Origin of the sequence: Pseudomonas donghuensis (assembly GCF_000696345.2) — a bacterium.
In the GTDB taxonomy this organism is placed as follows: Bacteria; Pseudomonadota; Gammaproteobacteria; order Pseudomonadales; family Pseudomonadaceae; genus Aquipseudomonas; species Aquipseudomonas donghuensis.
Genome location: NZ_CP071706.1, coordinates 1,602,541 through 1,627,875 on the forward strand (window position 1 = coordinate 1,602,541; position 25,335 = coordinate 1,627,875).

Consider the following 25,335-nt stretch of genomic DNA (forward strand, 5'->3'; position numbering starts at 1 on the left):
CCGCGTGAGGTGTAGAATGCCCAGCTCGCAACGAGGATTTCCGGAAATGGCTTTAGTTGGGCGTTACAACACTTTGCAAGTGGTCAAGCACACGGACTTCGGTCTGTACCTGGACGGCGGGGCGGACGGCGAAATTCTCCTGCCTAACCGTTACATCCCCAAGGATACGCCCACCGAGGTTGAAGACTGGCTGAACGTCTTCGTCTACCTCGACAGCGAAGACAAGCTGATCGCCACCACGGAAAAGACCAAGTTGCAGGTGGGTGACTTCGCCAGCCTCAAGGTCAAGGAAATCAACAGTATCGGCATTTTCCTCGACTGGGGCCTGCCCAAAGACCTGCTGATGCCGTACTCCGAAGAAAAGCGCCAGATGAAGGCCGGCGAGTACTGCGTGGTGCACGCTTACCTCGACAAGCGCACCCGCCGCATCACCGCCACCGCGCGCCTGGACCGTTACCTGGACAAGGTGCCGGCGAACTACAAGGTTGGCCAGGAGGTTGACTTGCTGGTGGTCGAAGAAACCCCGATGGGCTTCAAGGCGATCATCAACAACAAGCACTGGGGCCTGATTCACAAGAATGAAGTGTTCAAGTTTCTGCGTTCGGGCAAGCAGGAGAAGGGCTACATCAAGGAACTGCGCAGCGACGGCAAGATCGCCCTGAGCCTGCAGCCCATCGGCCAGGACCTGGCCAACAGCCTGCACGACAAGATCCTCGCCAAGCTCAAGGACGCCAACGGCGTGCTGCCGGTCAGCGACAAGAGCGACCCGCAGTTGATCAGCGACCTGTTCGGGGTCAGCAAGGGCAACTTCAAGAAGGCCATCGGCGCCTTGTACAAGGATGGCCGCATCGTCATCCACGCCGACCGCATCGAACTGGCCTGATCAGACCTGCTTGAAGCCTGCGAAACTCAGGTTCTCACCGCCTGGGCGCAGGTCTTTGAGCAGCGAATCGCGATCGGCACTCAGCGCCAGGCTGATGGTCGAGCGGCGCTTGCCCGGGTGGCGGATTTCCATTTTTTCCTGATGGGCCTGCAGGTAGTTCACCGGCACCTTCAAATGCTGCAGCTCGTCAGTTTCCGGGGTGTGCAGCAGCAGGTTGACCCAGTCGGGCTGGCCCTTGCGCAGCAGCTTCACCGGCACATCGAACCACCACAGGCTGCGCTTGGTGTCGAGCACGGCAAACAGGGTGTTGTCGCTGTTGAGCACTGGTCGTTCCAGTTCCTGGTTGCGGCGGGCAATGGCGGTGGGTTTGTCGAGTTTCATGCAGGTTCCTACGGGTGACGCTTGAAAGGTCGCTTATTGTGCTGGCAACTCGATGAAACATAAAGCGACGTTACTCGCCGGCGTATCGATTGCCCCGAAGGCATGGCTAACGAGAACGTTGGCAAGGTCAAGGATGCGCTGCAGAAGCCTTGAACCCTGAGAACACGGACAGGACGACGGCCATCTTCGGGTGGCCGTTGTGCTATCTGCCGTAATCAATCGCAACTTTGAGGCGATCGTCGATTAGACTTCAGGACGTACCTGCCTGATGAGTGCTGTGAGGAGCCTGCCAATGACCCTCGAGCGGCGAAAGGAGACGCTATGATTTTCCCCGACCTGCGCGGCTTGCCGTTGCACCGTGTGCTGGTGCGCACGGTCAAGGAATTTCTCGATGACGAGATGTCCACCTATGCCTCGGCGCTGGCCTACCAGATGCTGTTTTCGTTGTTTCCCTTCCTGCTGTTCCTGATCGCCCTGATCGGCTTCCTGCATTTACCGGACTTTTTCTCCTGGTTGCGCCTGCAGTCGGAACTGGTATTGCCGCCCCAGGCGCTGGAGCAGGTCAACCCGGTAATCGACCAGTTGCAGCAGTCCAAGGGCGGTTTGCTCTCGGTGGGTATCGTCATTGCCCTGTGGACCGCATCGGCCGGTGTGCGGCTGATGATGAGCGCGATGAACGCAGCTTACGACGTGGTCGAGGGGCGCCCGGTGTGGAAGCGCTTTCCGCTGTCGGTGATCTACACCGTCGGCATCGCCGGCATGCTCCTGGCTGCCGCCGCGCTGATGGTGCTGGGGCCGCAGGTGATGGAGTGGATTGCCTCGCAGATTGGCATGCAGGAGTTCATCGTCACCCTGTGGACCGTGCTGCGCTGGCCGGCGATCATCATCCTGATGATGGTCGCGGTGGCGTTGATCTATTACGTCATGCCCGATGTGAAGCAGACGTTTCGCTTGATTACCCCGGGCTCGGTGCTGGCGGTGGTAGTGTGGATCATCGCTTCGCTGGGGTTTGGCTACTACGTCAAGACCTTCGCCGACTACAACGCCATGTACGGCAGTATCGGAGCGATCATTGTCCTGCTGTTGTACTTCTATATTTCCGCTGCCGTCTTGCTGTTGGGGGCTGAAATGAATGCGGTGATCGAACGCATGTCGGAGGAAAGCAAAGAGCCCGGCGAAAAAGACGTTGATGGCGTCGCCCATGAGCATGAAAAAAAGCATGTCTCCGGGCTTGGCCGTGATCATTCGCTTGATCATCAAACCACACCTGCCAGCGAACCCCTGAGTCGAAGCCATGATTCATGACATCCTGAAAATGGGCGATGAGCGCTTGCTGCGCATCGCCCCGCCCGTGCCGCAACACATGATCGGCAGCGCCGAGCTTGAACGGCTGATCGCCGATATGTTCGAAACCATGGAACATGTCGGCGGGGTGGGCCTGGCCGCGCCGCAGATCGGTGTCGACCTGCAATTGGTGATCTTCGGTTTCGAGCGCAGTGAACGCTACCCGGAGGCCGAGGCGGTGCCGCGGACCATTCTGCTCAACCCGCTGATCACGCCGTTGAGCACCGAGGTCGAGGACGGCTGGGAAGGCTGCCTGTCGGTGCCGGGGCTGCGTGGCGTGGTGCCGCGCTACCAGCGGATTCGCTACGAAGGCGTTGACCCGCAAGGGCAGCCAATTGTGCGCAACGCCGAGGGCTTTCATGCCCGGGTGGTGCAGCATGAATGCGATCACCTGATCGGCCGCCTTTATCCCTCGCGCATCCACGACTTCAGCCGCTTCGGTTATACCGAGGTGCTGTTCCCCGGGCTGGACCCGGCCAGCGACGACTGACCCCGCAGCATTGCCAACAAGGGCTTGCTGCGCTGGTAGCGGGCCAGGCGCTCGGCCAAGGGCGCGGGCAGGGCGCCGGTGCTGCTGAACGCCTGGCGGGCATAGAAGCCCTCCAGGGCCGGGTGGCAGAACAGCCAGATATTCCCTGGCAGTTCGGCCGCTGCCGCTTCGATCAGTTGGCGGGCGACCTGCTGGCCGCGCCACGCGGGGGCGACGAACAAGCCGGTCAGCCAATGGCCGCCGGGCACGTCACTCAGGCACAACGCCGCGACGATTTCCTCGGCTCTGGCCACCCACAGCTGGCCCTGGGCAGCCGCGCGCATGGGCGAACCGTGGTTTCGGTAGAATTTATTCAGCAAGGGCCGCTCGGGCGCAAGCAGCCGGCAGTAGCGTAATCGGGTCACTGGTTTGATCTGGCAAAGGCTCTACACCGGGCTTTTACACCGGAAGGCAAAAACTGTCGAGAGCGTTGTCCCGAGGCTATTGTTGCAAAAGCAGTAACAGTGAATGTCCGGCTTCGTGATTTAACCGCCCGAAGTACCTTGTAGACTAACCACATCCCACACAGAAAGTTACAGTGGGGTCGGTACTTCGTGTTATGTCCCCTTGTTTGATATAACAACTTCTCCGCGCCGTTCAAGGTAAATGAAGTCAATCGATTAGTTTGATTGCTTTGCAGGCCTATTATCATGAAACGTTTATTTGCACTTGCCCTGGTGGCTGTTTCTTCGTTCGCCCTGGCGGATGAAATCAATACTGCGGCTGCGCAACCTGTTGTTGAACAGTATGACTACAGCAGCAACCTGGATATTGCCAAAGTCATCAGTTTGTCGACCATTCCCAATGTTTGTGAAGTGGTACCGGCAACCATGACCTACGAAGACCACCAGGGGCAGCGCCACACCATCGAGTACCGCGCCATGGGTGACGGCTGCAGCAACGGCTGATACCGTTCGGCACCTCTGGGTTGCGCATTGCAGGGCTTGAGCTAGGGTCAATCGTGTCCAGGGTGGACAGTTTTCCTATCTCACATGGAGTGAATGCAATGAACAGCCCTGAGAAAAACCTGCGGCACGGCCGCGTTATTTCACCGGCCAGCCGTGGTTCCAAGACCGTTGAACTGGGATTGCTCGGCAACTGGCAAGTCAATGAAATGGAAGGCGGTAAAAACTTCCCAAGTTTGGTGGCCGGGCCAGTGCCTGCGCCCTTCCAGACGGATGCCCCCAGTGTCGTGCCACCCGCGGATGGATATATTCTAAGTGGTGGCAAACAGGACGCTCGCGACGTCGTCAATTACACGAACGCGGAAATGTCCGCCAAACTCGGCACGCCCTTTAACTGGCCGTTGTTGAATGTGACGCCGGGCCAGACCTTCCAGGTGAAGTGGGAATATACCGCAGCACATACCACCCGGGGCTATCGCTGGTTTATTACCAAAGATGGCTGGGATGTGAACAAGCGCGTCAGTCGCGCCCAGCTCGAGGCTGCGCCGTTTGCCGAAGACCTCTATCCCTACACGCCGTATTACGAGCATAAGGACAAGCTCAAGGCCAAGGTCGAACACGAGGTCAAGCTACCCACCAACAAGCACGGCCATCATGTGATCGTCCTGCTGTGGCTGGTCGCCGATACCGGCAACGCCTTCTACCAGGCCTTCGACGTCAACTTCCAGTAACCCGCCTCACTGGCTCTCGCGCGCCAGTAGCTCACGCTTGCGCTCCACGCCCCAGCGGTAGCCCGAGAGGTTGCCATCGCTGCGCACCACCCGGTGACACGGGATGGCCACAGCCAGGGCGTTGGCCGCGCAGGCCTGGGCCACGGCGCGCACAGCCCTGGGGGAGCCAATCCGCTGGGCGATCTCGGCATAGCTGGCAGTGCTGCCGGCCGGGATCGCCCGCAAAGCCTGCCAGACCCGCTCCTGGAACGCTGTGCCGCGCAGGTCCAGTGGCAAGTCCAGGCCGATGCCCGGCACCTCGATAAAGCCCACGACCCTGGCCACCAGGGTTTCGAACCCGGCGTCGCCACCGATCAGGTTGGCCTTGGGAAACTTGTCTTGCAGGTCATTGAGCAGCGCCTGCGGGTCGTCACCGAGCAGGATTGCGCAGATCCCCCGTTCGCTCTGCGCCACCAGAATCGCCCCCAACGAACACTGGCCGATGGCAAAGCGGATGTCGGTGTTGGCGCCACCGTCACGATAGGTGCCCGGGGTCATGCCCAGGCGGGCATTGCTCGATTCGTAGAAGCGGCTGTTGGAGTTGAACCCGGCCTCGTACAAGGCGTCGGTGACCGTTGCCGACTGCTGCAATTGAACGCGTACCTTGCGCGCGCGGTGGGCCGAGGCGTAGGCCTTGGGCGTCAGCCCGGTCACCGCCTTGAACACCCGGTGAAAGTGGAATGGACTCATCTTCAGCTGTTCGGCCAGCTGGTTCAGGCTCGGCGCCGGGTCGGCGCTTTCGATCAAGGCACAGGCGCGGGTGACCTGGGCCCGGTGCTGTGCGGCGACATGGGTCTGGTCGGCGCCGCGGCGCTTGCTCGGCCGGTAGCCGGCGGCTTCGGCCTGTTCGGCGCTGTCGAAGAACTCGACATTGTCGATGCGCGGCAGGCGCGAGGTGCTGCTCGGCCGGCAGTACACACCGGTGGTGCGCACGGCGTAGACAAAGGCCTGGTCAGCGGCCGGGTCGCGGGCCAGTATGGCCTGCCAGCGCGGGTCGGATTCGCTGATCCGTGGTTTGCCTGTACTCATGACGGGGTGCTCCTGGCGTTGATCGATGGGTTCAGGCTACGGCTGCGGCTCACGGGAAGAACTCCGGGTCTTGCGTTCAAACTCGCTTGGCCGGTACCCGCCACAGGTACCAGGCGGCCACGGTCCGGTAAGGGCTCCAGCGCTTGCCCAGATCGATCATCTGCCGGCGCGTCGGTTGCTTCTCCAGGCCCTGCAAGCGGCGATAGCCCTCGCGCACGCCGAAGTCGTCGGCCGGCAGGATGTCCATGCGTTCCAGGGTATAGATCAGCAGCATCTCGACAGTCCAGCGGCCTACTCCACGCAGGTTGACCAGGCGCTCGATCAGCGCTTCATCTGCCAGTGCCGAGGCTTGTTGATAGTCTGGCACCAGCCCTTCGACCCGTGCCCGGGCGATGCCCTGGATGGTCGCCAGTTTGTTCGCCGAGAAGCCGCAACCGCGCAATTGCTCAGGGGTGGTTGCCAGCACCTGCTCGGGGCTGGGAAACCCGGTGTCCGGGTAGAGCGCCAGAAAGCGCCCGAGAATCGCATCGCCGGCCTTGGCGTGCAGTTGCTGGTAGGCGATGGCCCGCACCAGCGCCTGATACGGGTCGCGGGTGGGTTTGGGTTGATGCAGGCAAGGACCGACTGCCTCGATGTGCGCGGCCCATCGTCGGTCCAGGGCGGCGAGGTAGGTTTGCGCCTCGGCATACAAAGCGTGCTTGCTCATCAGGCCTCCAGCGCCTTTGCCACGTGCTCCAGTGCCTGTTTGAGTTCGGCCCGGCTGCCGGCCGCCGACAAGCTGATGCGGATCGCCTCCAGGTCATGCTGTTTTACCGCAAACACGTCGCCTGGCACCACCGCCACGCCGCTGGCCCGGCAGGCCTCGGTCAAGCGGGCGGCGCTGTGCCCGGCCTTGACCCAGATGTGTGGGGAAGGCTGCTGGCTATTGACCAGGTGGCTACCCAGAATTCTGCAGGCCAGGCGCCAGCGCTGGAGGACTTCCTCGCGCTGCCAGGCCAGGCGCCGCTGCGCCGTGCCATCGGCAATCCAGCGACATGCGATCTGCAGGTTCAGTGGCGACACCTGCCAATGGGTGGCCTGGGCATGGGGATCGACCTGTGCCAGCAGGGCTGGATCAGCCACGATCCAGCCCAGGCGCAGGCCGGCGCCAACGGTTTTCGACAGGCTGCTGATCAACACGCCGCGGTGCCCGAGCAGCCGCCACAGCGGTGGCTGGTCGGTCAGCGCGCCGTAGACATCATCTTCGATCACCCGCAGGTCATGGCGCTCGACCACCTCGGCGATCGCCTGTTGGCGTGCGCTGCTCATGCACGCACCGGTAGGATTGTGCAGGCTCGGGGTCAGCACCATGATGCGGGCGCCGGTGGCACGGGCGACCCGATCGAGGTCGTCTGGCACAATGCCCTGATCGTCCAGGGCGATACCATGCAGCGGCAGGCGCAACTGCCGGCAGGCGGCCTTGATACCGGGTGCGGTGAGGGCTTCGACCAGCACCGCTTCACCCGGCTGGCACAGCGACAGCAACACCGTGAACAAGCCCTGCTGGGCACCACCGCACAGCAGCAACTGCCGGTCATTGAGCTCAAGGCCACGGTTGGCCAGCCAGGCGGCACCGTGCACACGGCCGCGCAGCAACGCTTCGGCGCTCAGGTAATGGTCCAGGCAACCCGCCTGGCCGTCCTGCAACAGCACCTGCAAGGTGGTTTCGCTGTCGCGGTTGGCCGGGTCGATCACCGGTACATTGGTCGACAGGTCGATCAGGCTCGGCTGCAGGTCCTTCTGCTTGAGGCGAAACAGTGTGGCCTCCTTGCTGCCGGCCAGCACATAAGTGCCACGCCCGACTTCCCCCGAAACCAAATGCCGGGCTGCAGCTTCGCGGTAGGCCTGCTGGGTGGTGCTGGGGTTGAGCCCCAGGTTCCAGGCCAGGCGTCGTTGTGGCGGCAGACGTTCACCGACTTTCAGTTCGCCGCGCTCGATGGCGGCGGCAATGGCGTCGACCAGGGCCAGGTAGCGCGGCTGGGCATCGGCGCTGAGGGTAGGGGTCCACATTTATTGTTGGCCATGCAATATAAGAATTTACCCATACAATGCGCGGCGACTAGGATCAGGTCAAATCCGATCCTGCCGAGGTGTTTCATGTTCGACCTGCCTGCCCTGCGAGATGCTGCCCGCCTGGTTCATGCCAGCGTTCCCGCCACCGCGCAATACGCCTGGCCGCGCCTGGCCGAACGGCTGGGCTGCGAGGTCTGGGTCAAACATGAGAACCACGCGCCGACTGGCGCCTTCAAGGTGCGCGGCGGTCTGATGTATGTGCAGTGGTTGCGGGAACAGAAGCCCACGGTACGTGGCCTGGTCACCGCGACCCGTGGCAACCACGGCCAGAGCATGGCCCTGGCCGCGCGCACTGCCGGGCTGGCGATCATCATCGTGGTTCCCGAGGGCAACTCGCGGGAGAAGAATGCGGCGATGCGCGCCCTTGGCGCCCAACTGGTCGAGCACGGCGCCGACTTTGACCAGGCCCGCGAAGAGGCCGCGCGCCTGGCCGAGTTGCACGGCTTTGAGAGCGTGCCGCCGTTTCACCCCGAGCTGATTCGCGGCGTCGCCACCTATGCCCTGGAGTTGCTGGAGGCGGTGCATGCGCTCGATTGCGTCTACGTGCCGATCGGCATGGGCTCGGGCATCTGCGGGCTGATCCAGGCGCGCAACCTGCTTGGCCTGCGCACAGAAATCGTCGGCGTGGTGTCCAGTGCTGCGGACGCATTTGCCCAGAGCCTGGAGCAGGGCCGCATCGTCACCACCGCCACGGCCAATACTTTCGCCGACGGCATGGCCTGCCGCATGCCGTTGCCCGAAGCGTTCGAAATCATCCGCCAGCATGCCGCGCGCATCGTGCGCGTCAGCGATGAGGAAGTGGCCCAGGCCATGCGCATCTACCACGAAGACACCCACAACACCGCCGAAGGCGCAGGGGCCGCCGGGCTTGCCGCGCTGATCCAGGAGCGCGAGCGCCAGCAGGGGCGCAAGGTGGCGGTGATTCTCAGCGGGGCGAATATTGATCGGCAGCGCTATGCGCAGGTATTGGCGGGCTAAATCAAGGCAATTTCTTCCAATACAGCCAAGTGAAAAACCGTTTTAATAGCGCCTGCCTTCAACACCGGTTACGGAACGTCGATGCCTTTTTCAAACGGATTTCTGCTGAGTTTGTCGTTGTGCCTGGATATCGGCATCGCCAATATCGCCATGATTACCCTGGCCATGCAGCGGGGGTTCCTGCAGGGCTTCTGGCTAGGGCTGGGCACCTGTGTCGGTGATCTGCTGTATGCCATTGCGGCGTTGGCGGGGATGACCGTGCTGCTGCAATTTGAAACGGTGCGCTGGGTGCTGTGGCTGGGCGGTTCGGTATTGCTGGTGTGGTTTGCCATCAAGATGCTGCTGGCGGCGCTGCGCGGCAACGCCCACCTGGAGACCCGCGGTGAGGTGGTCGTGGAATCGGGCTGGCGCGAGTTCATGCGCGGGATCTTCCTGGCCATGTCGTCGCCCAGCGCCATCCTTTGGTTTGCCGCGGTCGGCGGGGTGCTGATTTCCCGTTCCGGTGGCGGCAGCCTGTTCGAAGCCGGGCTGTTTCTCTCCGGCTTCTTTGCCGCCGGGCTGATCTGGTGCCTGTCGTTGTGCGGCATTGCCAGCCATGGCGGGCGGTTGTTGGGTGACCGCTTGCTGACCTGGTCGTACCTGCTGTCGGCCGGCATTTTCTGTTATTTCGCCGGCTACGTGATTCTTTCCGGTTACCGCGAGTTCATCCTCTCCGTGCCTGCGGCCACCCCGGGTCTATAATGATTCGAGACACCGGTGCGCAGGTGCCGTCAGGCAGGAGGATCTTCGATGAAAGGTCTTGATGCAAAAAAGGCGACGAAGAAAAAACCACTGAAAACCGCCAAAGAAAAACACGCCGCCAAACGCGCCAAACGCTCAGGCGGCAGTTTTCTTTCGCAGTAAGCCTAAGAGCTCCGCAAGGGGCTCTTTTGTTAGGTATGTCCCATGGTCGAACGCTGACAACAAACCGATGGGCTTGAGGCCAGGCCCGTGGCCAAGGGCTGATTTTTTCGGGCTGTCGATTTCAGCCGCTGCCATTCGACCATCTGTGAACGCGCCGAATGGTTCGGCGCCTGATCGCGCAGAGGACACGACCATGAACAGTGCCGCCGAGAACGAAATCCGCCAACTCATCGAACAGTGGATTCCGGCTGTTCGCGCCCGTGACATCAAGGCCATCACCGCCCCTTACGCCGATGACATCCGTGCCTTCGATGCGGTCAAGGCACTGCAGTTCAAGGGCAAGGCTGCCTACCGCGCCCACTGGCAGGCCTGTATGGAGCATTGCCCGGGCGAGATGGTCTTCGAGGTCGAGCAATTGCAGATCCAGGCTACCCCGGAGCTGGCACTGGCGCATTGGCTCAACCGTTGTGGCCCGGCCAACAGCGAAGGCGGTGAGGATCAAAGCTGCTACATGCGGGTTACCGTCGGCTACCAGCGCATCGGCGGGCAATGGAAGGTCATTCATGAGCACTGGTCGGCACCGTTCGACATGGAGTCCGGTGCCGCGCTGTTCTCGCTCAAGCCTTGAGCTGAAAAACCCGAGAGTTATGCCGAATCGCGCTTTCTAAGGCGGTGCGATCTGCCGCCATAGTATCCCCAGCTGTGGAGACGACGATGAAATACCTGTGCCTGGTCTACTGTGATGAAAGTCTGCTGCACAGCCTGCCCGACAGCCCGGCCGACGCCGAGTGCATGGCCTACGCCGAATCGATCCAGGGCAGTGGTCGCATGCTTGCCGCCGAGGCGCTCAAGCCGGTGCAGACCGCGACTACCGTGCGCGTGCGCGGCGGGCAGATGAGCCTGACCGACGGCCCCTTTGCCGAAACCAAGGAGCAGTTGGCCGGCTTCTATCTGGTCGATGCGCGAGACTTGAACGAGGCCTTGAACATTGCCAAGGGCATTCCCGCTGCGCGGGTCGGCAGTGTCGAGGTGCGGCCGATCCGAGAGTTGCAACCCTGAAGCGAAGGAGAACAACACCATGAGCCTTCTACCCCCCGAGCAGCCCAAGGCGCAGCACGAGCTGTCATTGACACGCCTGATCGACGCGCCGCGGAGCAAGGTGTATCGGGCCTGGACCGAGCCGCAACTGCTTGCCCAATGGTGGGGCCCCAACGGCATGACCACACCGGAATGTGAGATGCAGTTGTGGGTGGGCGGCTTGTTTCGTACGGTGATGCGTGCCCCCGACGGCAGCGAGTACCCGAATCAGGGGGTGTTTCTGGAGATCGTGCCGCCAGCGCGGATCGTCTTCACCGATGCCTTTGGCCCAGGCTGGGTGCCTTCGAACAAAGCCTTCATGACGGCGGTGGTGACCTTCGACGACGTCCATGGCAAGACCCAATACACCGCCCGCGCCTGGCACTGGAGTGCTGCCGATTGCCAGGCCCATGAAGAGATGGGTTTTCACCGTGGCTGGGGTGAGAGCCTGGATCGCCTGGTGGCGGTGGTGACCACGCAGATGCCCGACTGATGGCCGCGCTGGCACAGGTACGGGCGCAACTGGAGGCCGTTTACCGGCAGGAATCGCGGCGTATCCTGGCGACGCTGATTCGCCTGCTCGGCGACTTCGACCTCGCCGAAGAGGCCATGCATGAGGCGTTCTTCATCGCTGTCGAGCGTTGGCAGCGCGACGGCATTCCGGCAAGCCCCAGGGCCTGGCTGGTGTCCACCGGGCGCTTCAAGGCAATCGATAGCCTGCGCCGGCGGGCGCGTTTCGACCGTTCTCAGGCGCAGTTGATGCAGGCGCTGGCGTCGCTCCAGGAGGTTCAGGTGAATGACCAAGAGCTGGAGGATGACCGTCTGCGCCTGATCTTCACCTGTTGCCACCCGGCGCTGGCCGCCGATGCCCAGGTACCGCTGACCCTGCGCGAAGTCTGCGACCTGACCACCGAAGAAATCGCCCGCGCGTTTTTGCAGAGCCCGGCGACCATCGCCCAGCGTATTGTCCGCGCCAAGGCCAAGATCCGCGATGCGCGGATTCCCTATCAGGTGCCGTCGCTGGCCGAACTTCCGGAGCGGCTTGATAGCGTGCTGCGGGTGATCTACCTGGTGTTCAACGAAGGCTATTCGGCGTCTTCGGGGGAGAGCCTGATGCGCCATGACTTGAGCGATGAAGCCATCCGCCTGGGGCGTTTGCTCCAGCAATTGCTACCCGATCCGGAGGTGCTCGGCCTGCTGGCGCTGATGCTGTTGCAGGCCTCGCGGCAGCAAGCGCGCAGCGATGCCCAGGGCGAGCTTGTTGTGCTCGATGAACAGGACCGCAGCCTGTGGAACCGCGAGCTGATTGCCGAAGGCTGCCAACTGGTGCAGCAGGCCCTGCGCAGTCAGCAGTTCGGCGTCTATAGCTTGCAGGCAGCGATTGCCGCCGTGCATGCGCAGGCGGACAGTGCCGAGCAAACCGATTGGCATGAGATCGTCGGTCTGTACGATGTGCTGCTGCAGCACTGGCCGTCGCCGGTGGTCGAGCTCAACCGCGCGGCCGCCCTGGCCCGGCGCGATGGTGCCCAGGCGGGATTGGCGGCGGTGGAGGCGATTCTGGCTCGTGGGCAGTTGCAGGACTATCACCTGGCCCATTCGGCCCGCGCCGAACTGTGCCGCCAGCTAGGCCGGCTGGATCAAGCCCGCGAGGCCTATCGCAGCGCCCTTGAACTGACCCGCCAGGGCCCCGAGCGGCGCTTTATCGAGCGCCGTCTGCGCGAGCTGTGAGGCTCAGCCGATGGTGATGGGTGGCGGGCTGACCAGGTCGACGGTCTGCTGCTTGCGCGGGGCGAGAATCTCGGCCTCGCCGTCGACTACCAGCTCGTCGTTCTGATTGAACACGCGCGTGGCGATGCGCACCTTGAACTTCGGCAGTTTCTCGAGGATTTCCAGGCGCACGGTCAGGGTGTCACCGAACTTGACCGGTTTCTGGAAGCTCATGGTCTGGCCCAGGTAGATGGTGCCAGGGCCAGGCAACTCGCAGGCCACCGCGGCGCTGATCAGCGCGCCACTGAACATGCCGTGGGCGATACGCTCCTTGAACATGCTCTTGGCGGCGAACTCGGCATCCAGGTGCACCGGGTTGTGGTCACCGGACATCGCAGCAAACAGCTGAATGTCACGTTCTTCGACAGTCTTGCTGAAGCTGGCGGTCTGGCCGACTTCAAGGGCTTCGTACGGCGTGTTGGTGACCTGGGTCATCACTTGTTTTTCCTTCTATCGTGGCGGCCGGCCGGTCATTCGCTGCGGGCGGGGCGAGCAATGGTCAGCGCCTGCTGCAGCCAGTCGATGATCGCGGCCGTGACCTCGTCACGGTTGGTTTCGTTGAGCAACTCATGCCGCGCCTGGGGGTAGAGCTGCAACTGTACGTGCTGATTGCCGGCCAGGCGCAAGGCACCGGCCAGATCCTTGAGACGCTTGCCGGCACTGACCGGATCACATTCGCCGCCCATTACCAGGATCGGCAGGTTCGGATCGATCTGCGCCAGGTTGCGGGGCTGGCTGATTTGTTCCAGGCCCATCAGCAGGTCGATCCACAAACGGTTGCTGCAGCGAAAGCCGCACAACGGGTCGGCAGCATACTTGTCGACTTCGGCGTTGTCGCGGCTGAGCCAGTCGAAGGCCGTGCGGTTGGGCTTGAAGGCTTTGTTGAACGAGCCGAACGACAGCCATTCGATCAGCGCGCTGTGCCCCAGCGGGCCCTGGCGCCAGGCTTCGAAGCGGGCGATCAGGCACGCGGTGCGGTACAGGGCCGGGGGCTGGAAGTTCGAGCCGCTGAGAATCGCGCCCTGCAGGCTGGCGCCATGGTGCATCAGGTAGGCCTGGGCGATATAGCTGCCCATGCTGTGGCCGAACAGGAACACCGGCGTGCCCGGAAACTGTTGACCGATGTGCTGGCTGAGCAGGCCCAGGTCATTGATCACGCTGTTCCAGCCATTGTGTCGGGCGAACAGGCCTAAAGTGCCAAGTTCGGCGGTGCGTCCGTGGCCACGCTGGTCGTGGGCGAGCAGGGCATAGCCGGCGTTGGTCAGGGCTTCGCCCAGGCGTTGATAGCGCCCGGCATGCTCGGCCATGCCATGGGCGAGCAACACCACCGCTTTGATCGGCGTGTCCGGCAGCCATTGGTAAACGTAGAGGCTGCAGTGATCGCTGGCCGCAAGCCAGAACGCGTCGTGGTGCATGGCGAGTCCTTGTCACACAAGTCGGAGAATCAGCTCAGTGTATAACCCAGGCGAACAATCGCAGGGTCCTCAGCAATAAGATTCACAATGTTAATGACAGCGCTTGGCGTATTTGCCACCTGCGACATACCTGCTAACGTCGGCAGAGCACCTTCTTCGCCAAGCAGGCAAGGGGGCCGGAACGGCTCAGGTATGAGGACAAGAATAAATGCAAGCTGATTTCTGGAATGACAAGCGCCCGGCAGGCGTTCCTTCGCAAATTGACGTAAATGCTTACAAGTCCGTGGTCGAAGTCTTCGAACGCTCCTGCAAGAAGTTCGCTGACCGTCCGGCGTTCAGCAACCTCGGGGTAACCCTGAGCTACGCTGAGCTCGAACGCTATTCTGCGGCCTTTGCCGCTTACCTGCAGCAGCACACCGACCTGGTGCCGGGCGACCGCATCGCGGTACAGATGCCCAACGTGCTGCAGTACCCCATCGCCGTGTTCGGCGCCTTGCGCGCCGGGCTGATCGTGGTCAATACCAACCCGCTGTATACCGCCCGCGAAATGCGCCACCAGTTCAAGGATTCCGGCGCGCGGGCCCTGGTGTACCTGAATATGTTCGGCAAGCTGGTGCAGGAAGTGCTGCCCGACACCGGCATCGAGTTTCTCATCGAAGCGAAGATGGGCGACATGCTGCCGACGGCCAAGGGCTGGTTGGTCAATACCATCGTCAGCAAGGTCAAGAAGATGGTCCCTGACTACCGTCTGCCCCAGGCAGTGCCGTTCAAGAGCGCCCTGGCCCAGGGCCAGGGCCAGTCGCTCAAGCCGGTAGCGCAGAGCCTGGACGACATCGCCGTGCTGCAGTACACCGGTGGCACCACGGGCCTGGCCAAGGGCGCGATGCTGAGCCACGGCAATCTGGTGGCCAACATGCTCCAGGTGCTGGCGTGTTTCTCCCAGCATGGGCCCGATGGCCAGCGCCTGATTAAGGAAGGGCAGGAGGTGATGATTGCACCGCTGCCGCTCTACCATATCTATGCCTTCACCGCGAACTGCATGTGCATGATGGTGACCGGTAACCACAACGTGCTGATTACCAATCCGCGGGACATTCCTGGCTTTATCAAGGAACTGAAGAAGTGGAAGTTTTCTGCGCTGCTGGGGCTCAACACCCTGTTCGTGGCACTGATGAACCACCCCGAGTTCAAGAACCTCGACTTCTCGGCGCTGAAAGTCACCAACTCCGGTGGTACCGCACTGGTCAGCGCCACCGCCGAGCGTTGGGAGAGCATCACCGGTTGCCGCATTGTCGAAGGCTACGGCCTGACCGAGACCTCGCCGGTCGCCAGTACCAACCCTTATGGCCAGCTGGCGCGCCTGGGGACCGTGGGCATTCCGGTGCCGGGCACGGCGTTCAAGGTCATTGACGACGAGGGCGTCGAGCAACCCTTTGGCGAGCGCGGCGAGTTGTGCATCAAGGGCCCGCAAGTCATGAAAGGCTACTGGCAGCACCCTGAGGCGACCGCCGAGGCGCTGGACAGCGAAGGCTGGTTCAAGACCGGCGACATTGCAGTGATCGACCCGGATGGCTTTACCCGCATCGTTGACCGCAAGAAGGACATGATCATTGTCTCGGGTTTCAACGTGTATCCGAACGAGATCGAAGAGGTGGTGATGGGTCATCCGCAGGTGGCCAGTTGCGCGGTGATCGGCGTTCCTGACGAGCGTTCGGGCGAGGCGGTGAAGCTGTTCGTGGTACCGCGCGAGGGCGGGGTGACCCTTGAAGAGCTGAAGGCTTATTGCAAGGCCAATTTCACGGGCTACAAGGTGCCCAAGCACATTGTGTTGAGGGAGTCGTTGCCGATGACGGCGGTGGGCAAGATTCTGCGCAGGGAGCTTCGGGATATAGCCTGACGGCGGCGCTGAGTCACTGTGGGAGCGGGCTTGCCCCGCGATGTGCTGTGCCAGACAGGGCGCTATCGCGGGGCAAGCCCGCTCCCACAGTGCGCTTTAGAATTTTTACTCTAAAAATGACTACGTGATAATCAAGAGTCATTTCCGTGACTGTTTGGGCTACTTTAGCTCTAGGCGGCCCTTGGCAAAGCTGCTACTCTCGGCCCGCTTCGGATTATCAGGTTTGCAATAAACCGTAATCTTATATCAATAATAATCGCATCGACTGCGGTGAAGAATTCGCTGCTGCTGGAGGAGTGGGCTTCCATGATCGAAAATTTTTGGAAGGATAAGTACCCAGCCGGGATTGCCTCGCAAATCAATCCTGATGAGTATCCGAATATTCAGGCGGTATTGAAGCAGTCTTGCCAACGCTTTGCCGATAAACCGGCCTTTAGCAACCTGGGCAAAACCCTTACCTACGGCGAGTTGTATGAGTTGTCGGGGGCCTTTGCCGCCTACTTGCAACAGCATACCGACCTGCAGCCGGGTGATCGTATTGCCGTGCAGCTGCCCAACGTCCTGCAATACCCCGTTGCCGTGTTCGGTGCCCTGCGGGCGGGCCTGATCGTGGTCAACACCAACCCGTTGTATACCGCGCGGGAATTGGAACACCAGTTCAACGATTCCGGCGCCAAGGCGCTGGTCTGCCTGGCGAACATGGCGCACCTGGCCGAGAAGGTGGTGCCCAAGACCCAGGTCAAGCACGTTATTGTCACCGAAGTGGCCGACCTGTTGCCACCGGTTAAACGCCTGTTGATCAACAGCGTGATCAAGTACGTGAAGAAAATGGTCCCGGCCTATCACCTGCCCAAAGCGGTGAAGTTCAACGATGTCTTGAGCAAAGGCCGCGGCAAGACTGTTCAGGAAGCCAATCCGGGCAGTAATGATGTGGCCGTGTTGCAATACACCGGCGGCACTACCGGGGTGGCCAAGGGCGCGATGCTGACCCACCGCAACCTGGTGGCCAACATGCTGCAATGCCGGGCGCTGATGGGCTCGAACCTCAACGAAGGTTGCGAGATCCTGATCACACCGCTGCCGCTGTACCACATCTACGCGTTCACCTTTCACTGCATGGCGATGATGCTGATCGGCAGCCACAACATCCTGATCAGCAACCCGCGTGACTTACCGGCGATGGTCAAGGAACTGTCGAAGTGGAAGTTCAGCGGCTTTGTTGGTTTGAACACCTTGTTCGTCGCCCTGTGCAACAACGAGAATTTCCGCAAGCTGGATTTCTCCGGCCTGAAGATCACCCTGTCGGGCGGTATGGCGCTGCAGATGAGTGTCGCCGAGCGCTGGAAGGCAGTGACCGGATGCGCCATCTGCGAAGGTTACGGCATGACCGAAACCAGCCCGGTGGCAGCGGTCAACCCGGCCGAGCAGAACCAGATCGGCACCATCGGTATTCCGATGCCCTCGACCCTGTGCAAGATCATCGACGACGCCGGTGTGGAACTGGCACTGGGCGAAGTCGGCGAGTTGTGCGTGAAGGGGCCGCAGGTGATGAAGGGCTACTGGCAGCGTGAAGATGCCACCAACGAGATCCTCGACAGCGAAGGCTGGCTGAAGACCGGTGACATCGCCCTGATCCAGCCGGACGGCTACATGCGTATCGTCGACCGCAAGAAAGACATGATCCTGGTCTCCGGTTTCAACGTCTATCCGAACGAGCTCGAAGATGTGCTGGCGGCCTTGCCAGGCGTGCTGCAGTGTGCGGCCATCGGCGTGCCGGACGAGAAGTCCGGTGAAGTGATCAAGATCTTTATCGTGGTCAAGCCGGGCATGACCGTGACCAAGGAGCAGGTGATGGAGCATATGCGCGCCAATGTCACCGGCTACAAAGTGCCACGCTTTGTCGAGTTCCGTGATGCGTTGCCGACTACCAACGTTGGCAAGATCCTGCGCCGTGAACTGCGTGATGAAGAGCTGAAGAAGCTGGGCCTTAAGAAGATCGCCTGAGTTTCAGGCGAGCGCTTCGCGCTCGATCGCTGGCAAGCCAGCTCCCACAGGTACGGTGTAATTGGCCCTTGTGGGAGCTGGCTTGCCAGCGATGGTTTCAGCGCAATTTTTCGAGCATCTGGTAGTACCACATCCCCGCCGCCAGCAACGGATTGCCCAACACATCGCCCATTGGCACCTTGATGTGTTTGCAGCCGGCAAAGGTATCGAATTTCTCCAGTGTCCCGGTCAGTGCTTCGGCCATGATCTCGCCCATGATATGGCTGGTGGCGATACCGTGCCCGGAATAACCCTGGCAGTACCAGACGTTATCCGACAGCTTGCCCAGCTGCGGAATGCGGTTGACCACAATCCCCATCGCACAACTCCACTGGAACTCGATCGGCACGCCCTTGAGCGCCGGAAACGTGCGCTCGATGCACGGGCGCAGTTCACCGGCGATATCCCGTGAGTCGCGCCCGGAATAGTTGGCGCCACCGCCAAACAGCAGGCGGCCATCGGCGGTCAGCCGGTAGTAGTCGAGGACGAAGCGGCAGTCGTACACCGCAAGGTCCTGCGGGTTGATCTGCGCGGCCAGCTCACCCAGTGGCGCGGTGGTGACGATGCCGCCCATGGCCGGGAAGATCTTGCCCTTGAGCTGGCGCTGTTCCAGTTTGTGATAGACGTCGCCGGCCAACAAAACCTGCTTGGCTTCGACCCGGCCGTGGGCCGTTACCACCGCCGGCTGGTCGCCGTGAATGATGTCCAGTACCTCGGAGTTCTCGAAGATCAACGCGCCCAGGCTGTGCGCGGCGCGGGCCTCGCCCAGGCACAGGTTGAGCGGGTGCAGGTGCAGGTTGCGGCGGTTCTTCAAGGCACCCAGGTACAGCGGGCTTTGCAGGTGTTCGCGCATGGCATGCTGGTCGAGCAGCTCGACCTGATCGCCCATGCCGTGGCGCTCGGCCTCGGCGGCAAAGGCGCGCAGTTCGCCCATGTGCGAAGCTTTCATCGCCGCGTGCAGGTGGCCGCGCTTGAGGTCGCAGTCGATGCCGTAGCGTTCCACCCTTTGCTCGATGATCTGGTGGCCGCGCCAGCGCAGGTGCCATATGAAGTCATCGACGTCATCACCGAGCTTGTCGCGCATCTGCTTGCGCATCGCTTCATCGCCCGAGAGGCTGCCGGTGACCTGGCCGCCGTTGCGCCCGCTGGCGCCCCAGCCGATGCGATTGGTTTCGATAATGGCGACCTTCAGGCCGCGTTCGGCCAGCTCCACGGCGCTGGCGACACCGGTAAAGCCACCGCCGATGATTGCCACATCGACCTTCACCGTGCCCTTGAGCGTCGGGTACTGCGTGGCGTCATTGAGGCTTGCGGTGTAGTAGGAGGCACTGCGCTGGGCAGGGCCGGGATTTACGGCTGCATTCATGACAAAAATCCTTGGCGCAAAAAGAGAGAGTCAGGCCTGGGTCAGGTACCAGCGCCAGTCCTGCTCGCCGACTTCGGCCATGAACTGGCGGTACTCGGCGCGCTTGACCGCAAGGTACACGCCGAGGAACTCGGCGCCGAAGGCCTCCCGTGCCCAGCTCGAACGCTCCAGCGCAGTCAGCGACGTCAGCCAGTCGGTGGGCAGCAGTTCGGTGGCCTGGGCATAGCCATTGCCCTCGACCGGTGCGCCCGGGTCGAGTTGTTGGCGGATGCCGTGATGCAGGCTGGCAAGGATCGCCGCCGCGGCCAGGTAAGGGTTGGCATCGGCGCCGCAGATGCGGTGCTCGATATGCCGGCTGTTGGCCGGGCCGCCTGGCACGCGCAGGCTGACGGTGCGGTTATCCACCCCCCAGGTCGGCGCCAGCGGCGCATAGCTGTTGGCCTGGAAGCGTCGATAGGAGTTGGCGTTGGGGCAAAACAGCAGCAGCGAATCGAGCAGCAGCTTGAGCATGCCGGCCACCGACTGGCGCAGCAGCGGCGTGCCGGCCTTGTCTTCACTGGCATAGAGGTTGTTGCCCAGGGCATCGGCCAGGCTCACGTGCATGTGCATGCCGGTGCCGGCCAGGTGATCGAACGGCTTGGCCATGAAGCAGGCCTGCATCCCGTGCTTGTGTGCCACGCCCTTGACCAGGCGCTTGTAGCGCACTGCCTGGTCCATGGCCAGCAGCGCGTCGCCATGCTCCAGGGTGATTTCCACCTGGCCCGGGGCGTACTCGGAAATCGCCGTGCGCGCCGGAATGCCCTGGGCTTTGCAGGCAGCATAGAGGTCGGCGAGAAACGGCTCGATCTGTTCCAGTTCGCGCAGGCCGTAGACCTGGGTGCCACGCGGGCGGCCGCCGTCGCTGTCCAGCGCCGGTTGCGGCCGGCCCTGGCTGTCGCGCTTCTGGTCAAGCAGGTAGAACTCCAGCTCGCAGGCCATCACCGGGTAGTAACCGTCGGCCTTGAGCGCATCGATGACCTTGATCAGCAGATGGCGCGGGTCGGCAATGCTCGCCGGCAGGCCTTCGCTGGGGTGCATGCTGACCTGCAGCGCCGCTGTGGGAATCTGCCGCCACGGCAGACGCACCAGGCTGTTTTCCAGGGGATAGGCGCGACAATCAATGTCGCCGACATCCCAGACCAGCCCGGAGTTTTCCACGTCGTCGCCGTTCAGGGTCAGGCCGAGGATGGTGCTGGGCAATGGCCGACCGCTTTCGTACACCGCCAGCAGCTCTTCGCGGTGCAGCAGCTTGCCGCGCGGCACGCCGTTGGCGTCGAGGATGAACAGCTCGATCATTTCGATATCGGGGTTGGCGGCCAGAAACGTTCGGGCCTGCTCGATGGGGGCAAATTGCATGGTGCGCTCGCTCGCGCCGTCAGGCGCACAGGACTGCCTAGCCGGTCAGGCGGCAGTCTTCGACAAGGAAGGTCGGCCAGAAGCTGGCCGCACGGTTCAGTGCAGAGCGAGGCGGGCGTCCGGTGGGCGGGCATGGCGGCAGTGCCACAAGGCCCAGAAGGCGAGAATGATGTGCACCAGCGGATTTTCCCCAGAGCGTGCCCGCACCTTCGGGAACGAAGGACGCAGCAGCGGATGGGGCAAACCGGGAGACGAAGTCATGCCTGGATACTCCCATGCCGGGGAAGGTTCATTAAATAAGCCTTTGTGCAACTTCAGGTAAGTCTTGACTAAACAATGCCCGGGCCGCCTGCAACCGTGCCGAGCGTCGGCAAATCTGCGACAATCGCAGCCCTTGAAAAAGCCGATCATGCAAAAGCAGGCTCACCTGCACGACTAAAAAGCCCCCATGACTGACCACGCGATTGATCAACTGCTGAAAAACCTCGACCACGCCATGATTGCCGAGCGTCACCGCCTGCGCCGGCAGCTGCACGAGCTGCGCAAGCGCCCGGACGAGGCCAAGCTTGCGCAATGGGTCGACAAGGTTCAGGCCTCCTGCGCCCAGGTCTCTGCGCGCAAGGCCAGCGTGCCGAGCATCCGTTACGACGACAGCCTGCCGATTGCGGCCAAGCGTGACGAGATCAAAAAGGTCCTGGCCGAGCACCAGGTGCTGATCATCGCCGGTGAAACCGGCTCGGGCAAAACCACCCAGTTGCCGAAGATCTGCCTGGAGCTTGGCCGCGGCCAGCATGGCCTGATCGCCCATACCCAGCCACGGCGGATTGCTGCGCGCAGTGTCGCTACCCGGGTCGCCGAAGAGCTGGGCACGCCACTGGGGGCGCTGGTTGGCTACCAGGTGCGCTTTGAAGACCAGAGCGATGCCAACACCCTGGTCAAGCTGATGACCGACGGCATCCTCCTGGCCGAAACCCAGCACGACCGTTTTCTTGAGCGCTACGACACCATCATTGTCGACGAAGCCCACGAGCGCAGCCTGAACATCGACTTTCTGCTCGGTTACCTGAAGACCCTGCTGCCACGCCGTCCCGATCTCAAGGTCATCATCACCTCGGCGACCATTGACCTTGAGCGCTTCTCCAAGCACTTCAACGATGCGCCGATCATCGAAGTGTCGGGTCGCACCTACCCGGTGGAAACCTGGTACCGGCCATTGACCAGTGAGCAGGACGAGGAGGGCAACCGCGTCGAGGACGACCTCACCGTTGACCAGGCGATCCTTGCCACCCTCGACGAGATTGCCGCCCACGAGCGCAGCCTGGGCAAAGGCCCGGGCGATGTGCTGGTGTTCCTGCCGGGCGAGCGCGAAATTCGCGACGCCGCCGAGATGCTGCGCAAGGCCCAGTTGCGCCACACCGAGATCCTGCCGTTGTACGCGCGCCTGTCACCGGCCGAGCAGCAGAAGATTTTCCAGTCCCATCCGGGGCGGCGTGTGGTGCTGGCCACCAACGTCGCCGAAACCTCGCTGACAGTGCCGGGCATTCGCTATGTGATCGACAGCGGCACCGCGCGGATCAGCCGCTACAGCTACCGGGCCAAGGTCCAGCGCCTGCCGATCGAAGCCGTGTCCCAGGCCAGTGCCAACCAGCGCAAGGGCCGCTGCGGCCGGGTCGAACCGGGCATCTGCGTGCGCCTGTACAGCGAAGAAGACTTCAACGCGCGGCCGGCCTTTACCGACCCGGAAATCCTGCGCACCAACCTCGCTGCGGTCATCCTGCAGATGCTGCACCTGCGCCTGGGCGAGATCGACGCGTTCCCGTTCATCGAACCACCGGATGGCAAGGCCATCAGCGACGGCTTCAACCTGTTGCAGGAGCTCTCGGCGGTCAACCGCGAGAACCAGCTGACGCCCCTGGGCCGGCAACTGGCGCGCCTGCCAGTGGACCCGCGGCTGGGCCGCATGCTGCTCGAAGGCGCCAAGCAAGGTAGTCTCAACGAGCTGTTGATCGTCGCCAGCGCGCTGTCGGTGCAAGACCCGCGCGAGCGTCCACCGGAGCGCCAGCAAGCGGCGGACCAGGCCCATGCGCAATGGAAAGATGCCGACTCCGACTTCGCCGCGCTGGTCAACCTGTGGCGCGGCTTCGAGGAGCAGCGCCAGGCCCTGACCGCCAGCCCGCTGCGCAATTGGTGTCGGAAAAACTTCCTCAACTACCTGCGCCTGCGCGAATGGCGCGATGCTCACCGGCAGTTGAGCCTGATCTGTCGTGATCTGCAGTTGAGCATCAATAAGGAGCCTGCTGACTACCCGCGCCTGCACAAGGCGATTCTGTCCGGCCTGCTCAGCCAGATCGGCCAGAAGACCGAAGACGGTGACTACCTCGGTGCCCGCCAGCGGCGCTTCTGGGTGCACCCGTCATCCGGTTTGGGCAAGAAGCGCCCGCAGTGGCTGATGACCGCCGAGCTGGTGGAAACCACCAAGCTCTATGCGCGCATGGTGGCCAAGATCGATTCGGACTGGATCGAGCCGCTGGCCGGGCACCTGATCAAGAAAAACCACTTCGAACCGCACTGGGAGAAGAAGCGCGGCCAGGTGGTGGCCTTCGAGCAGGTCACCCTCTATGGCCTGATCGTGGTCGGCCGTCGGCCAGTGCATTACGGCCCGGTCGACCCGGTGATGTCCCGCGAGCTGTTTATCCGCGAGGCGCTGGTCGGTGGCGAGATCCAGTCCAAAGCCAAATGCCTGAGCGCCAACCGGCGCTTGCTCGAGCAGCTCGACGAGCTGGAGGCCAAGGCCCGTCGGCGCGATATCCTCGCCGATGAAGAAACCTTGTACGGCTTCTATGAAGCGCGCCTGCCGGCCGAGATCCACCAGACCGCAACGTTCGACAGCTGGTACCGGGTCAACAGCCAGAAAGACCCGCAGTTGTTGATCATGCGCGAGGAAGACGTGCTGGCCCGCGAGGCCAGTGAAGTCACCGCCGCGCAGTACCCGGACACCTTGCGCCTGGGCGACCTGAGCCTGGCCCTGAGCTACCACTTCGAGCCGAACCATCCGCGAGACGGCGTCACCGTGCGGGTGCCGGCGCCCCTGTTGCCGAGCCTGCCGGGCGAGCGCCTGGAGTGGCTGGTGCCGGGCCTGCTGGAAGCCAAGTGCATTGGCCTGGTGCGCAACCTGCCCAAGGCGCTGCGCAAGAACTTCGTGCCGGTGCCGGACTTCGTCAAGGCCGCGTTGCAGCGCATGAGCTTTGGCGAAGGCTCGTTGCCCCAGGCGCTGGGTCGCGAGCTGCTGCGCATGACCGGTGCACGGGTCAGCGATGAAGCCTGGGCCGAAGCCGCTTCGCAGGTCGACAGCCACCTGAAGATGAACCTGGAAGTGGTCGATGGCCAGGGCAAGTTCCTTGGTGAAGGCCGCGACCTGGCTGAACTGACTGCACGCTTCGCCGCTGCCAGTCAGGCGGCATTGGCGGTGCCGCAGACTGCGCAAAGCCAGCAGCCGGTGCAGGCCAAGGCCTTTACCCAGGTGGCCGAGACCGCGCAACAGAAGTTTGCCGGGCTGTCGATGACGGTGTATCCGGCGCTGGTGGAAGACAACGGCACGGTCAAGGAGGGGCGTTTCTCGACCCAGGCCGAAGCCGAATTCCAGCACCGCCGTGCCTTGCAGCGCTTGTTGCTGCAGCAATTGGCGGAGCCGGCCAAGTTCCTGCGCAGCAAGCTGCCGGGGCTGACCGAGCTTGGCTTGTTGTACCGTGAACTGGGCCGGGTCGAGGCGCTGGTCGAAGATATCCTCCTGGCCAGCCTCGACAGCTGCATCCTTGACGGCGAAAGCACCCTGCCGCGCGATGGCGCAGGCCTGGCCTCGCTGGCCGAGCGCAAGCGCGGAAGCTGGGCTGAGCACGCCGAACGCCTGGCGCGCCTGACCCTGGAGATCCTCAAGCTCTGGCACGGCCTGCAAAAGCGCTTCAAGGGCAAGATCGACCTGGCTCAGGCCGTGGCCCTCAACGACATCAAGCAGCAATTGGCTAACCTGGTCTACCCGGGCTTTGTCCGTGAAACCCCGGGGCTGTGGCTCAAGGAACTGCCACGCTACCTCAGGGCCATCGAATTGCGCCTGGAGAAACTCGGTGCGCAGGTGCAGAAGGACCGGGTCTGGAGTGGTGAGCTGGGCAACCTCTGGAGCCAGTACCAGACCCGCCTCGACAAGCACGCCCAGGAAGGCAAGCGCGACGAGCAGCTGCAGCTGTACCGCTGGTGGCTGGAGGAATACCGGGTGTCGTTGTTCGCCCAGCAGTTGGGTACCAAGGTGCCGGTTTCCGACAAACGACTGAGCAAGCAGTGGAGTCAGGTGGAAGCCTAAACCCCTGCAGTTGTGGCACACTTGGCTGATATTCGCCGCGTACCCCGGAATTACCTGCCGGGCGTGCGCGGCTCTCGAATGCAGCACTGCGCAGGGGCCCTGCACGTCAGGGTCATTACCAGTCAAAGTTGGTACTTTGGTGCCAACTCAAACCGACCGAACAGGCCGTTGCCGGGCTGGCAATGGC

The 25,335-nt window shown here is 62.5% G+C and carries 24 protein-coding genes; 14 read left to right on the plus strand and 10 right to left on the minus strand.

The genetic code is table 11. The annotated features are described in order from the left end of the window. Positions 1 to 46 precede the first annotated feature (46 nt). Positions 47 to 883: a CvfB family protein gene (locus BV82_RS07365; RefSeq protein ID WP_010223103.1), complete on the plus strand. Its 837-nt coding sequence runs from the start codon at positions 47 to 49 to the stop codon at positions 881 to 883. Here BV82_RS07365 and BV82_RS07370 read toward each other — a convergent pair whose 3' ends face one another. Continuing rightward, the gene (locus tag BV82_RS07370; protein ID WP_010223102.1) at positions 884 to 1,264 is read right to left on the minus strand and encodes a hypothetical protein; all 381 of its coding nucleotides are present in this window, start codon (positions 1,262 to 1,264) and stop codon (positions 884 to 886) included. 321 nt (positions 1,265 to 1,585) lie between these two features. On the opposite strand from BV82_RS07370, the gene BV82_RS07375 reads away from it, so the two are divergent. Then, on the plus strand, positions 1,586 to 2,569 hold the full coding sequence (locus BV82_RS07375; RefSeq protein WP_010223101.1) for a YihY/virulence factor BrkB family protein: 984 nt from the start codon (positions 1,586 to 1,588) through the stop codon (positions 2,567 to 2,569). Further along, a complete protein-coding gene (def, locus tag BV82_RS07380) occupies positions 2,559 to 3,098 on the plus strand; it encodes a peptide deformylase (RefSeq protein WP_010223100.1) in 540 nt (179 codons plus the stop codon). The genes BV82_RS07375 and def overlap by 11 nt, the downstream gene beginning before the upstream one ends. Here def and BV82_RS07385 read toward each other — a convergent pair. After that, positions 3,050 to 3,421, minus strand: a complete 372-nt coding sequence (locus tag BV82_RS07385; protein ID WP_081839619.1) for a GNAT family N-acetyltransferase — start codon at positions 3,419 to 3,421, stop codon at positions 3,050 to 3,052. The genes def and BV82_RS07385 overlap by 49 nt on opposite strands. Positions 3,422 to 3,787: 366 nt before the next feature. Here BV82_RS07385 and BV82_RS07390 point away from each other — a divergent pair, with 366 nt between their 5' ends. Both BV82_RS07390 and BV82_RS07395 read left to right on the plus strand, forming a co-directional pair. After that, positions 3,788 to 4,045, plus strand: a complete 258-nt coding sequence (locus BV82_RS07390) for a DUF2790 domain-containing protein (RefSeq protein WP_010223098.1) — start codon at positions 3,788 to 3,790, stop codon at positions 4,043 to 4,045. A gap of 98 nt (positions 4,046 to 4,143) precedes the next feature. Further along, positions 4,144 to 4,773, plus strand: coding sequence for a lytic polysaccharide monooxygenase auxiliary activity family 9 protein (locus tag BV82_RS07395; protein ID WP_036994199.1), 630 nt, complete (start codon positions 4,144 to 4,146; stop codon positions 4,771 to 4,773). A gap of 6 nt (positions 4,774 to 4,779) precedes the next feature. On the opposite strand, the gene ada is transcribed toward BV82_RS07395, so the two are convergent. The 3 genes from ada to BV82_RS07410 form a co-directional block, all read right to left on the minus strand. Further along, positions 4,780 to 5,841: a bifunctional DNA-binding transcriptional regulator/O6-methylguanine-DNA methyltransferase Ada gene (gene ada, locus BV82_RS07400; RefSeq protein ID WP_036994201.1), complete on the minus strand. Its 1,062-nt coding sequence runs from the start codon at positions 5,839 to 5,841 to the stop codon at positions 4,780 to 4,782. A 76-nt stretch (positions 5,842 to 5,917) separates the two neighbouring features. Beyond that, positions 5,918 to 6,547, minus strand: coding sequence for a DNA-3-methyladenine glycosylase family protein (locus BV82_RS07405; protein ID WP_010223094.1), 630 nt, complete (start codon positions 6,545 to 6,547; stop codon positions 5,918 to 5,920). After that, positions 6,547 to 7,890: an aminotransferase-like domain-containing protein gene (locus BV82_RS07410; protein ID WP_010223093.1), complete on the minus strand. Its 1,344-nt coding sequence runs from the start codon at positions 7,888 to 7,890 to the stop codon at positions 6,547 to 6,549. The genes BV82_RS07405 and BV82_RS07410 overlap by 1 nt, the downstream gene beginning before the upstream one ends. Positions 7,891 to 7,977: 87 nt before the next feature. Between BV82_RS07410 and BV82_RS07415 the strand changes: the two genes are divergently transcribed. The 6 genes from BV82_RS07415 (at position 7,978) to BV82_RS07440 (ending at position 12,639) form a co-directional block, all read left to right on the plus strand. Next, positions 7,978 to 8,931: a threonine dehydratase gene (locus BV82_RS07415; RefSeq protein WP_036994204.1), complete on the plus strand. Its 954-nt coding sequence runs from the start codon at positions 7,978 to 7,980 to the stop codon at positions 8,929 to 8,931. 81 nt (positions 8,932 to 9,012) lie between these two features. Beyond that, on the plus strand, positions 9,013 to 9,672 hold the full coding sequence (locus BV82_RS07420; protein WP_036994207.1) for a LysE family translocator: 660 nt from the start codon (positions 9,013 to 9,015) through the stop codon (positions 9,670 to 9,672). A gap of 355 nt (positions 9,673 to 10,027) precedes the next feature. After that, the gene (locus BV82_RS07425; protein WP_036994209.1) at positions 10,028 to 10,462 is read left to right on the plus strand and encodes a YybH family protein; all 435 of its coding nucleotides are present in this window, start codon (positions 10,028 to 10,030) and stop codon (positions 10,460 to 10,462) included. Positions 10,463 to 10,548: 86 nt separating this feature from the next. Continuing rightward, the gene (locus tag BV82_RS07430; RefSeq protein ID WP_010223085.1) at positions 10,549 to 10,893 is read left to right on the plus strand and encodes a YciI family protein; all 345 of its coding nucleotides are present in this window, start codon (positions 10,549 to 10,551) and stop codon (positions 10,891 to 10,893) included. A 19-nt stretch (positions 10,894 to 10,912) separates the two neighbouring features. After that, positions 10,913 to 11,404, plus strand: a complete 492-nt coding sequence (locus tag BV82_RS07435) for an SRPBCC family protein (protein ID WP_010223084.1) — start codon at positions 10,913 to 10,915, stop codon at positions 11,402 to 11,404. Beyond that, positions 11,404 to 12,639: an RNA polymerase sigma factor gene (locus BV82_RS07440; RefSeq protein WP_036994212.1), complete on the plus strand. Its 1,236-nt coding sequence runs from the start codon at positions 11,404 to 11,406 to the stop codon at positions 12,637 to 12,639. The genes BV82_RS07435 and BV82_RS07440 overlap by 1 nt, the downstream gene beginning before the upstream one ends. A 3-nt stretch (positions 12,640 to 12,642) precedes the next feature. Here the strand turns inward: BV82_RS07440 and BV82_RS07445 are convergent, their stop codons facing one another. Beyond that, positions 12,643 to 13,113, minus strand: coding sequence for a MaoC family dehydratase (locus BV82_RS07445; RefSeq protein ID WP_010223082.1), 471 nt, complete (start codon positions 13,111 to 13,113; stop codon positions 12,643 to 12,645). A gap of 35 nt (positions 13,114 to 13,148) precedes the next feature. Beyond that, the gene (locus BV82_RS07450) at positions 13,149 to 14,093 is read right to left on the minus strand and encodes an alpha/beta hydrolase (RefSeq protein ID WP_010223081.1); all 945 of its coding nucleotides are present in this window, start codon (positions 14,091 to 14,093) and stop codon (positions 13,149 to 13,151) included. Between the two features lie 208 nt (positions 14,094 to 14,301). Between BV82_RS07450 and fadD2 the strand changes: the two genes are divergently transcribed. Together fadD2 and fadD1 are read left to right on the plus strand one after the other, a co-directional pair. Then, the gene (gene fadD2 / locus BV82_RS07455) at positions 14,302 to 15,990 is read left to right on the plus strand and encodes a long-chain-fatty-acid--CoA ligase FadD2 (protein ID WP_010223080.1); all 1,689 of its coding nucleotides are present in this window, start codon (positions 14,302 to 14,304) and stop codon (positions 15,988 to 15,990) included. Between the two features lie 306 nt (positions 15,991 to 16,296). Continuing rightward, complete coding sequence (gene fadD1 / locus BV82_RS07460; protein ID WP_010223079.1) at positions 16,297 to 17,994, plus strand: long-chain-fatty-acid--CoA ligase FadD1; 1,698 nt, start codon at positions 16,297 to 16,299, stop codon at positions 17,992 to 17,994. A gap of 97 nt (positions 17,995 to 18,091) precedes the next feature. On the opposite strand, the gene BV82_RS07465 is transcribed toward fadD1, so the two are convergent. The 3 genes from BV82_RS07465 to BV82_RS07475 form a co-directional block, all read right to left on the minus strand. Then, a complete protein-coding gene (locus BV82_RS07465) occupies positions 18,092 to 19,399 on the minus strand; it encodes an NAD(P)/FAD-dependent oxidoreductase (protein WP_010223078.1) in 1,308 nt (435 codons plus the stop codon). 30 nt (positions 19,400 to 19,429) lie between these two features. After that, positions 19,430 to 20,794, minus strand: coding sequence for a glutamine synthetase family protein (locus BV82_RS07470; RefSeq protein WP_010223077.1), 1,365 nt, complete (start codon positions 20,792 to 20,794; stop codon positions 19,430 to 19,432). 96 nt (positions 20,795 to 20,890) lie between these two features. Further along, the gene (locus BV82_RS07475) at positions 20,891 to 21,055 is read right to left on the minus strand and encodes a hypothetical protein (protein ID WP_162835453.1); all 165 of its coding nucleotides are present in this window, start codon (positions 21,053 to 21,055) and stop codon (positions 20,891 to 20,893) included. Positions 21,056 to 21,242: 187 nt separating this feature from the next. Between BV82_RS07475 and hrpA the strand changes: the two genes are divergently transcribed. After that, positions 21,243 to 25,148, plus strand: coding sequence for an ATP-dependent RNA helicase HrpA (gene hrpA, locus BV82_RS07480; protein WP_036994216.1), 3,906 nt, complete (start codon positions 21,243 to 21,245; stop codon positions 25,146 to 25,148). Positions 25,149 to 25,335 lie beyond the last annotated feature (187 nt).